Origin of the sequence: Apibacter sp. (assembly GCF_025291155.1) — a bacterium.
Taxonomy (GTDB): Bacteria; Bacteroidota; Bacteroidia; order Flavobacteriales; family Weeksellaceae; genus Apibacter.
Genome location: NZ_JAMBJZ010000074.1, coordinates 1 through 10,291 on the forward strand (window position 1 = coordinate 1; position 10,291 = coordinate 10,291).

At 30.5% G+C, this 10,291-nt stretch carries 10 protein-coding genes; 4 read left to right on the top strand and 6 right to left on the bottom strand.

What is annotated here, in order from left to right; translation table 11 throughout:
• Both M3Z80_RS07545 and M3Z80_RS07550 read left to right on the top strand, forming a co-directional pair.
• On the top strand, positions 1-1,064 hold a 1,064-nt coding region (locus M3Z80_RS07545; protein ID WP_293918933.1), incomplete at its 5' end, for an efflux RND transporter permease subunit.
• Positions 1,057-2,478, top strand: coding sequence for an efflux transporter outer membrane subunit (locus M3Z80_RS07550; protein WP_293918934.1), 1,422 nt, complete (start codon positions 1,057-1,059; stop codon positions 2,476-2,478). The genes M3Z80_RS07545 and M3Z80_RS07550, both read left to right, overlap by 8 nt.
• A gap of 119 nt (positions 2,479-2,597) precedes the next feature.
• Here the strand turns inward: M3Z80_RS07550 and rsgA are convergent, their stop codons facing one another.
• Complete coding sequence (rsgA, locus tag M3Z80_RS07555; protein ID WP_293918935.1) at positions 2,598-3,515, bottom strand: ribosome small subunit-dependent GTPase A; 918 nt, start codon at positions 3,513-3,515, stop codon at positions 2,598-2,600.
• A 69-nt stretch (positions 3,516-3,584) separates the two neighbouring features.
• Entirely contained in the window at positions 3,585-4,661 is a 1,077-nt protein-coding gene (locus M3Z80_RS07560; protein ID WP_293918936.1) for a bifunctional 3-deoxy-7-phosphoheptulonate synthase/chorismate mutase type II, read from the bottom strand.
• A gap of 280 nt (positions 4,662-4,941) precedes the next feature.
• Here M3Z80_RS07560 and M3Z80_RS07565 point away from each other — a divergent pair, with 280 nt between their 5' ends.
• The gene (locus tag M3Z80_RS07565; protein ID WP_293918937.1) at positions 4,942-5,799 is read left to right on the top strand and encodes an EamA family transporter; all 858 of its coding nucleotides are present in this window, start codon (positions 4,942-4,944) and stop codon (positions 5,797-5,799) included.
• Here M3Z80_RS07565 and M3Z80_RS07570 read toward each other — a convergent pair.
• The 4 genes from M3Z80_RS07570 to M3Z80_RS07585 all read right to left on the bottom strand — a co-directional run bounded on the left by M3Z80_RS07570 (position 5,793) and on the right by M3Z80_RS07585 (position 9,086).
• Positions 5,793-6,569, bottom strand: coding sequence for a TIGR02757 family protein (locus tag M3Z80_RS07570; protein WP_293918938.1), 777 nt, complete (start codon positions 6,567-6,569; stop codon positions 5,793-5,795). The two genes, M3Z80_RS07565 and M3Z80_RS07570, sit on opposite strands and share 7 nt — an antisense overlap.
• 22 nt (positions 6,570-6,591) lie before the next feature.
• The gene (locus tag M3Z80_RS07575; protein ID WP_293918939.1) at positions 6,592-6,924 is read right to left on the bottom strand and encodes a 2Fe-2S iron-sulfur cluster-binding family protein; all 333 of its coding nucleotides are present in this window, start codon (positions 6,922-6,924) and stop codon (positions 6,592-6,594) included.
• 18 nt (positions 6,925-6,942) lie between these two features.
• Positions 6,943-7,995, bottom strand: a complete 1,053-nt coding sequence (locus tag M3Z80_RS07580) for an NAD(P)/FAD-dependent oxidoreductase (protein WP_293918940.1) — start codon at positions 7,993-7,995, stop codon at positions 6,943-6,945.
• A 146-nt stretch (positions 7,996-8,141) separates the two neighbouring features.
• Positions 8,142-9,086: a hydrogen peroxide-inducible genes activator gene (locus M3Z80_RS07585; protein ID WP_293918941.1), complete on the bottom strand. Its 945-nt coding sequence runs from the start codon at positions 9,084-9,086 to the stop codon at positions 8,142-8,144.
• Positions 9,087-9,284: 198 nt separating this feature from the next.
• On the opposite strand from M3Z80_RS07585, the gene M3Z80_RS07590 reads away from it, so the two are divergent.
• Positions 9,285-10,151: a sigma-70 family RNA polymerase sigma factor gene (locus M3Z80_RS07590; protein WP_055425808.1), complete on the top strand. Its 867-nt coding sequence runs from the start codon at positions 9,285-9,287 to the stop codon at positions 10,149-10,151.
• The last annotated feature ends 140 nt before the right edge of the window (positions 10,152-10,291 follow it).

Consider the following 10,291-nt stretch of genomic DNA (forward strand, 5'->3'; position numbering starts at 1 on the left):
TAGGAGCTTTGAATCAACGTCCTGAAATTATGTATGCAACTACTTCATTTAACCCTAACTATCCTCAATATCGAATTGACGTAAATGTAGCTAAAGTTAAACAAGCTGGTTTAGCTGTAACAGATATTTTAACTACTTTACAAGGATATATTGGTGGAATTTATTCTTCCAACTATAACGAGTTCGGTAAGCAATATAAAGTGATGATTCAAGCGGATCCGAAATATAGAAAAAATGTAGAAGATCTAAATGGAATGTTTGTAAGAAATAACAATGGTGAAATGGCACCTATTTCCGCATTTATAACTTTAACAAGAGTTTACGGTCCACAATCACTACAACGTTTTAACCTTTACCAATCCATCCCTGTAAATGGACAACCTAATGCAGGTTACAGTGCAGGTGATGCTGTTAGAGCTATTGAAGAGGTAGCTAAACAAACTCTTCCTCAAGGGTATTCATTTGAATATTCCGGAATGACAAGAGAACAAGTTAATAATAGTGGATCTCAAACTGTTTATATATTCTTATTGTGTTTAATATTTGTTTATTTCTTATTAGCTGCATTATACGAAAGCTATATATTACCGTTAGCGATTATCATATCATTACCTATCGGATTAGCAGGAGCTTTCTTATTCGCTCAATTATTCGGAATAACCAATAATATCTACTTACAGATAAGTTTGATTATGCTTATAGGTTTATTAGCAAAGAACTCAATTCTGATTGTAGAATATGCAGTACAGAGAAGAGAACACGGTATGAGTATTATTGATTCTGCGATTGAAGGTGCTGTTGCTCGTCTACGACCAATTTTAATGACTTCATTTGCATTTATCTTCGGATTATTGCCATTAATGGTTGCAACTGGTGCAGGTGCTGTTGGTAACCGTTCTATCGGTACAGCTGCTATTGGAGGTATGTTAATTGGTACTGTTGTTGGTTTAGTAGTAACGCCTATGTTATTCGCTGTATTCCAATCATTACAAGAAAAGGCTACTCATAAACCTTCTGTAGTTTTAAGAGAACAAAATAATGAAAATGATGATGATGATGAATAAGTATAACAAAATAAAAGAATTAAGAATGAAAATTCGACCGATTCAATATACATCCCTATTATTATTTACAGTAGTATTTTCATCATGTATTACCGCTAAATATGAAAGACCTCAGATAACTGATAATAGCCTGTATAGGGATATGCCTATCAAAGATAGCACTACGATCGCTGATATCCCTTGGAAAGATTACTTTAAAGATGAAAATTTGCAAAGTTTAATTAATGAGGGTATTCAGAATAGTTATGATTTACAAATAGCTGTTGCTAGGATAAAACAATCTGAAGCTGCACTTCGCTCAGCCAAATTAGGTTATTTGCCAACATTGAATGCTGATGCCTCCTATTCGAACAGCAAGTTAAATACTGTCCAAGGAAATGGTGTTAAAACCCACTCTGAAGTATTTCAATTAGGAGCATCCGCAAGTTGGGAACTGGATATTTGGGGGAAAATTACTAGTGCAAAAAGATCTGCATTAGCTTCTTACCTTCAAAGTGATGCATATAAGAGAGTAGTTCAAACTTCTTTGGTTGCAAATATTGCGAACAATTATTATTCTCTTATTGCCTTAGATGAGCAATTGAATATAACCTTAAGTACTATAAAATTATTGGAAGATAATGTTAAAACAATGGAGGACCTTAAGGAAGCTAATATTGTAACTGGGGCAGCAGTAGAACAAAGCAGGGCTTTATTATATGCTACCCAAGTTAGTGTTCCAGACTTGGAAAAGAATATTAAAACCATGGAAAACACTATCTGTTATTTATTGGGAAGAACTCCGGGACCGATACAAAGATCAACCATGGCACAACAAACCGTTCCTACTCAATTTAACTATGGAATACCAGCTCAACTATTGTCCAAAAGACCTGATGTCATGATGTATGAATATGCTTATCGTGCTGCTTTTGAAAATACCAATGTGGCTAAAGCTTCATTATATCCTTCTTTAACAATTACCGGTAATGCAGGATATTCTACCTTAAAGAATTTAGATAATTTCTTTGATCACTCTAACCTTTTTGCCGGAGTTGTAGGAGGTTTAACCCAACCTATATTTAATCAAGGAAAATTAAAAAGCCAGTTGAGAATGAGACAAGCTCAACAAGAAGAGGCATTACTTAATTTTAAGAATTCTGTCTTAAATTCAAGTGTAGAAGTGTCTAATGCTTTATTTGCATATGAAAAAGCAAAAAGTAAAGATTATGACAGGGGTTTGCAGATAAATTCATTGGTTAAATCAGTAGACTATACCAAACAATTACTTCTTTACAGTGATGCAAATTATACAGAAGTGTTAAATGCAGAAAGAGACTTATTAAGCGCTAGGCTAAATCAAGTAAATGATAAACTTCAACAATTACAAGCATCTATTAATTTATATAAAGCCTTAGGTGGTGGTGTAAATTAAGTAAAATTATATTCAGCATATAAAAAAGTCGGATTTAAAAAAATCCGACTTTTTTATTTTTTATTAATTAAATTAACCAACGAATTTATTATTTATTAATACAAAAATATTAAAAGATTTTAGCTTTTTAATTCTTCAATTAATTTTAAATAATGTGCATACCTTTTTTCAGATATTTTACCATTCTTCACAGCATCTATTACTGCACATTGAGGTTCATTAACATGTATACAATTATTATATTTACAAGAATGCTTTTCACGTAAAATTTCAGGAAAATAATCTTGTAATTCCTCTTTATGAATGTCTACTAATTCAAATTCTTTTATTCCGGGAATATCAATAATACTCCCTCCAAAATCCCAATCATACATTTGGGCAAATGTAGTGGTATGCTTGCCTTTTTCATTATAATTGGATATAGTTGCTATTTTTAGATCTAAGTTTTCTTGTAATGCATTAATTGTGGATGATTTTCCGCTACCTGAATGTCCTAAAAATACTGTAATTTTATTTACGATCCTTTCTTTTAATTCTGCCATATTTATTTTATTCACAGCAGATATTCGTAAAGTTTCATATCCGATAGAATGATATATATTTTCAACTTCATTCAATTCTTTTACATCCTCTTCAGATAATAAATCTATTTTATTAAATACAATTAAAGTAGGAATTTGATAGGCCTCGCAAGTAATCAAGCATCTATTTAGAAAACCGAGTGAAGTCTGGGGATATTTTAAGGTAAATATTATACAGGCTAAATCTATATTGGAAGCTATAATATGCGTTTCTTTAGATAAATTAACTGATTTACGTATGATATAATTTTTTCTTGTATTTATTTTTGTAATCCAAGCAATATTATTATCCTCGAGCTCATAATGTACCCTATCTCCTACTGCCAATGGGTTAGTATTTCTAATTTTTTCTTTCTTAAATTTACCACGAATGCGAGCATCATAAATTTTCCCTGTATTTATGTCTTTTAATTGATACCAACTTCCCGTGGATTTGAGTATTATAGCTTCATTCATTATTCAAAAATATAAAAAATGCATCATAATTAAGATGATGCATTATAACTTATTCTCTTGTATATATTGTTATTCTTCCATGATTTTATTTTGCAACTCCACAGATTCTTTATGAATGGAAACTAATAGATGTTCTAAAAAATCTTCAGATAATCCCATTCTTTCTCCATTGCGTATAGCTAATTTTTTTAATACGTTCCATCTGTCCGGTTGAAAAATGGCTACATTATGTTCTTTTTTTAACGTTCCTATTTTTTTAGCTACTTCCATTCGCGCAGCTAATAATCCTAACAATTGGTTATCTAGCTCATCGATTTCTCCTCTGAATCTGTTTAATTTTGTTGAAAAAGCATCTGAACTATCATTCTTTTTACGTAGGGTAATATCAACCAAAATATCTTTTAATGCTTCCGGTGTAATTTGCTGTTTTGCATCGCTCCAAGCTTCGTCAGGGTTATTATGCACTTCAACCATAAGCCCGTTATATTCTAAATTAAACGCTTGTTGGGCAACTTCAGCGATTAAATCTCTTCTTCCTGTTATGTGAGAGGGGTCTCCAATAATTGGAATATTAGGAAAACGATCTTTAAGTTCCAGGGCTATTTGCCATTGCGGATTATTTCTATATTTGGATTTGTTATGAGAGGAAAAACCTCGATGAATAACACCTATTTTTTTTATTCCTTGAGCAGCAAGCCTTTCTAATGCTCCAATCCATAAGTCTAGATCAGGATTTACCGGATTTTTAACCAAAACAATTTTATCAGTATCTCTTAAAGATTCTGCAATTTCTTGAATGGTAAATGGATTTACTGTAGATCTTGCTCCAATCCAAAGATAATCTATATCAAACTCCAAGGCTAATTTTGCATGAGAAGCATTAGCTACCTCTGTTGCCACAGGCATTTTGAATTCCTCCTTTATTTTTCTTAGCCAATTAAGACCAATAGCTCCCACTCCTTCAAAACTTCCGGGTTTTGTACGAGGCTTCCATATCCCTGCTCGGAACACTTGCATATAATTTCGATCCATTCTTTCTGCTATTTCCATCATTTGCTTTTCACTTTCAGCGCTGCAAGGTCCTGCTATTACCAATGGCTTGTCAAATTGTTCAATCCAATTCTGGTCTAAATCTTGTAAATTCATATATATATTTTAGTAAAAAGAATGTAAATCTAAAATTTTTTTGTTAAAATTCATAAAGGATTTCGTATTTTAATTTTATTTTTTTATGAAAACTAATTAATATTAATTTGAAGTATTTTCGAGCTATACTATTGACTTTCAGTTAAAAATAAAGTAAACACACATAATACATTAGTTAACTTTTTATTTAATATAAGATTATTAATTAAATTAAGTTATTATTAACCATTTTAGAGAAAAATCTAATTTAGAATCGTATTTTTGATAAATTTTAAAAATTATGAAAGAAATTATAATTAGTATTTTTTTCAATATTATTGTAGCTGTATTATTAAAATTTTATAATAAAAGTTCAAATCCAAAAGGGGCTACACTCATTATTACTTACAATTATTTATTTTCTGCATTATTTTGTTATTTACTTTTTAAACCGAACCTTGCCTCTTTAAATTATTCTTCTGCGCCTTGGATTATATATTTAGCCATGAGCATTTTAATGCCTGTTGTTTTTATGTTAATTGCTGCTTCCATTAAATATACGGGTATAGCACGAACTGACATTGCTCAAAGAATGTCCTTGTTAATTACAGTTACAGCTTCTTTTATATTTTTTAAAGAGTCTTATAATCTTCATAAAATAATTGGATTAATCATTGGTTTTATCTCTATAATATTTATTTTCTACGCTAAAAAAGGAGATAATACTTTCCCTTCTAATAAATTATATCTACTTGTTCTCATCTTTTTTGGTCTGGGTATTATTAATATTTTATATAAATTAATTGCTGTAAATAAGGAATTTGATTTTACCACATCTACCTTATTTATATTTTTAGGCTCATTTGTGGTAGGTAGCTGCATTACTTTTGCACAGAAAATAAAATATACTTTTAAAGATGTTTTATGGGGATTAACTTTAGGAATTTTTAACTTTGGAAATGTTTATTTTTATTTAAAAGCACATCAAGTTTTCAAAAATAATCCATCGATAGTTTTTGCTTCTATGAATTTAGGGGTAATCCTATTGGGAAGTTTAGTTGGAATTATTGTTTTTAAAGAAAAAATGAATTCGTTGAATTATGTAGGACTGGTTCTGGCATTAGTAGCCATTATTGTTATCGCTCTGTCAACTTATTGATTGAAACCTTCAAAAACGCCTAATCCAAACAATGCAAAATCATATTTAACAGGATCGTTTGCATCTAATATTTTTAAATTTTTCATAAGATAAGATACAGATTTCCAATCATTCTGATTTCTATTCAATAATTTTAAGGATCGTGCAACGTTACCCGAATGAACATCCAGAGGACAAACTAATTGGGATGGCAAAATCTTGTTCCATAAACCAAAATCAACATGATTTGAATCTTTCCGTACCATCCATCTTAGAAACATATTTATTCTTTTTGCTGATGAGTTTTTTGAAGGACTGCTTATATGCTTTCTGGTTCTTTCCAAGTGTTCAATTTCAAAAAATATTACTCTAAATCTTTCTATCAAAAAATATGTATTTTCTTCTTCTTTTGTGGCTGAAAATACATTTTCTAGTCCATCATGATATTTATAAATATTTTGCAGCGATTTAATAAAAAAAAGTAGATCCGTAGAATTAAAAGTTCTATGAACACTGCCTTCAATTTTTTTTAAATCCTGGGAGGTATGATTAATTATGAAATCATAGGGAGAATAATCTAAGTATTGCATTATTTTATGCGCATTCTTAATGATAGATTTTCTATTTCCCCATGCAATAATCGCGGTTAGGAAACCTGATATTTCAATATCCTCTTTTTTTTGAAATAGGTGAGGAATCTGTATGGGATCTGTTTCTATAAATTGCTTAGTATTATATTTCTCTACCTTTTCATCTAAAAAAGGTTTTAGCTCAATAATTTCTTCAATCATTTACAACTATAAAATATTCGCATCAATGAAATGGAGCGATTTGAAATTCTAATCCATTAAGTTCATTGGTTATAGGAATTTGACACCCTAAACGACTATTATCTTTAACATTAAAGGCTTCTGAAAGCATAGCCTCTTCTTCGTCTCCTTTTTCGGGCAAAGGAACATTCTTGCTTATTATATATATTTGGCAAGAGGCACACATGGCCATTCCACCGCAAATACCTATAGTTCCTTCTGGCACCAATTCATATGCTCGAATTAATTCCATTAAACTCATAGACATATCGGTAGGGGCCGACACTATGTGTTTTTTACCTTCTCTATCGGTGATAGTTATTGTAATATCTGACATAATAATAACTATGAATTTTTATTGAATTGATTTTACTACTGGCTTTTCTGCTTCTCTTACAGTTCCGTCAAATCCTTGCACGCCACCAACGGTAGTATATTTTAAAACGTATTTACGATCCGGATATATTTTATTATAAATACTTTGACACATCAACGTTGCTTCATGGAAACCACATAAAATTAATTTCAATTTATTCGGATAAATATTTATATCCCCAATTGCATAAATTCCTTCAATATTTGTTTGATAATCTAATGCATTGTTTACCTTGATCGCATTTTTTTCTATTTCCAATCCCCAATCAGCTATTGGGCCTAATTTTGGGGTCAAGCCAAATAAGGGTATAAAATAATCTACTTCTTTATCGAAAGTTTGCCCTTCTTTTTCAATCACCAATGATTCTACTTTTCCGTTTCCTTTAATTCCTACAACTTCTGCCGGAGTAATTAAATTTACTTTACCTTGATTCTTTAATAATTGTACTTTTTCCACTGAATCTAATGCACCTCTAAATTCATTCCTTCGATGAACTAAAGTAAGTTCTTTAGCTATATCCGCTAAAAATATTGTCCAATCAAGAGCTGAATCTCCTCCTCCGGCGATCAATATTTTTTTATCTTTATATTTTTCCGGCTCTTTTACAAAATATTCAACTCCTTTTTCTTCAAAATCTGTTATATTATCTATCAAAGGCTTTCTGGGCTCAAAGCTTCCTAACCCAGCTGCAATAGCAACCGCTTTAGCATGATGTTGGGTACCTTTATCTGTGGTAACAATAAAAGTTCCATCGGCCTGCTTATCTATAGTTTTTGCTGTTTCATTCAAGGTAAATCCTGGCTGAAACTGTTTGATTTGTTCAAATAAATTTTTAACTAATTCATCTGCTTGAACTGAAGGATATCCGGGAATATCAAATATTGGCTTTTTGGGGTATATTTCTTTTAATTGTCCTCCAATGCTTGGAAGAGCATCTATAATATGACATCTTAATTTCAATAACCCAGCTTCAAATACTGCAAAAAGCCCTGTCGGACCTGCTCCTATTATTAAAATATCTGTTTCAATCATATGCTTATAAATATTAATTTTAACTATATAATGGTTTTTAGCTTTTAAAATTTTAAATCTGAGCCAAATTATTAATTTTTCCTTAGTATTTTACTTATATCGATATTAAGTCTAGTTTTAAAGAACATTTTAATTAGTCAATGGTTTTATATAACCTTTATTTGCGGTTTGTTCTCTATCTTATCCTCTAAAAATAATTTTCCTCTTAAAATACTTTTTATTAAATCAACAAACTTATCTGCAAAAGTCGTTCTAATTTGATTGGTTGAATAAATTAATGAGATTTCTCTAGATGGCGAAGAAAAAAAGTATCTTATATTTTTCTTTTCTTCATCCGATAAATTTTCTGACTCCATTAAAGGTAGAATAGTAAATCCAAAACCTTCATTCACAAGATTTATAAGTGTGGTAAAGCTTCCTCCCTCCAATTTTATATTTGAGTTAATTGTATCTCTATATTTACAGAGGTCTAAAACTACATCTCTGAAACAATGCCCTTCTTCCAACATTAGAAGATAATTAAAATCTAAATCATCAACACTTAACACTGTTTTTTTAGACAAGGTTATATCTCCTGATGAAACATAAGCAACTAAAGGTTCTTTATATATAGGTTTTTCTATAATCTGATTATCATGTATAGGCGAACTTGCAATTCCGAAATCCAAATTTCCTTTTTTAATTCCTTTTATAATATCTTCTGTTTTTAACTCTTTAATTACGAGATCGGATTCCGGATATTTATTCTTGAATGTTTTATAAAAAAGAGGCACTAAGGTAGGTGTTATTGTAGGAATAATCCCTATTACAACCGTTCCATTCATACTTTTTTTATCTTCCTCAACAATTTGAGATAATTTACTTGCTTCAGATAAAATAATTTTAGCCTGTTCTACAATTTTTTTTCCTATGGGAGTAATTTTTATAGGATTTGTTGTCCTATCAAAAAGCTCAACTCTTAATGTTTTTTCAAGCTTTTGAATCTGCATACTCAGAGTGGGCTGACTTACGAAAGCTTTTTCTGCTGCGATCGTAAAATTCTTATACTCAGCAACAGTTAATACATATTGCAGTTGAATTAAGGTTATCATTCAAGATAAATTTTTAATTTTTAGTTTAATTATCCTTTGCAATTTAACAAGATTATTCCAAATAATAACAAATTAATAAAAGCATTGTAACCTTTTCGTATTATTTTTCGTATATACAAATATAAAGGTTAAATAATACGTAGATGAATTAATTTTATTCGTCTACTTTTTTTAAAGATAAAAAATAGTTACTATTAAATGAGACAATTAAAGATTACTAAGCAGGTAACAAACAGAGAAACTGCATCTCTTGACAAGTATTTACAAGAAATTGGAAAAGTGGATCTGATTACTGCTGATGAAGAAGTTGATTTGGCACAGCGAATTAAAGCGGGTGATAGAGTTGCTTTAGAAAAATTAACTAAAGCAAATCTAAGGTTTGTTGTATCTGTGGCTAAGCAATATCAAAATCAAGGGCTTAGTTTACCTGACTTAATTAATGAAGGAAATCTGGGACTAATTAAAGCTGCAAAACGTTTTGATGAAACTCGAGGTTTCAAATTCATTTCTTATGCCGTTTGGTGGATACGTCAATCCATTCTTCAGGCATTAGCAGAACAATCAAGAATTGTACGTCTGCCCTTAAACAAAATTGGTTCTATTAACAAAATTAATAAAGCATACGCTCACCTTGAGCAAGAACACGAAAGGGCTCCTTCTGCAGCTGAATTAAGTGAGGTGTTGGATATGAGTGAGGATGATATTAAGGAATCTATGAAAAATTCAGGGCGTCATTTATCTATGGATGCACCTTTAGTTGAAGGAGAAGATTCTAATTTATATGATGTTTTACGTTCAGGAGAATCTCCAAGTCCTGATAAAGAGTTAATGCTGGAATCTCTTCAAATTGAAATTGAAAGATCTCTTTCCACTTTAACTCAGAGGGAAGCTGATTTAATTCGTTTATATTTTGGTTTAAGTGGCCAACATCCTATGACTTTAGAAGAAATAGGTGAAACGTTTGACCTTACCCGAGAAAGAGTTAGACAAATTAAAGAAAAAGCTATACGTAGATTAAAGCATACTAGTAGAAGTAAAATTTTAAAATCTTACTTAGGAAAGTAAATTTTATTTAACTGAAAATGAAATAGAAAGGCTATTTATTTTATAAATAGCCTTTATTTTTTTCCTTTAAAATTTGTAGAAACAAAATATATACCTATATTTGCAAACGCAAAATAACAATGGTCCCATAGCTCAGTTGG

Coding starts and splice junctions, on each gene's coding strand:
- M3Z80_RS07550 (WP_293918934.1), top strand. CDS start 1,057: ATGAATAAGTATAACAAAATAAAAGAATTAAGAATGAAAATTCGACCG.
- rsgA (WP_293918935.1), bottom strand. CDS start 3,515: ATGAATGAAGCTATAATACTCAAATCCACGGGAAGTTGGTATCAATTA.
- M3Z80_RS07560 (WP_293918936.1), bottom strand. CDS start 4,661: ATGAATTTACAAGATTTAGACCAGAATTGGATTGAACAATTTGACAAG.
- M3Z80_RS07565 (WP_293918937.1), top strand. CDS start 4,942: ATGAAAGAAATTATAATTAGTATTTTTTTCAATATTATTGTAGCTGTA.
- M3Z80_RS07570 (WP_293918938.1), bottom strand. CDS start 6,569: ATGATTGAAGAAATTATTGAGCTAAAACCTTTTTTAGATGAAAAGGTA.
- M3Z80_RS07575 (WP_293918939.1), bottom strand. CDS start 6,924: ATGTCAGATATTACAATAACTATCACCGATAGAGAAGGTAAAAAACAC.
- M3Z80_RS07580 (WP_293918940.1), bottom strand. CDS start 7,995: ATGATTGAAACAGATATTTTAATAATAGGAGCAGGTCCGACAGGGCTT.
- M3Z80_RS07585 (WP_293918941.1), bottom strand. CDS start 9,086: ATGATAACCTTAATTCAACTGCAATATGTATTAACTGTTGCTGAGTAT.
- M3Z80_RS07590 (WP_055425808.1), top strand. CDS start 9,285: ATGAGACAATTAAAGATTACTAAGCAGGTAACAAACAGAGAAACTGCA.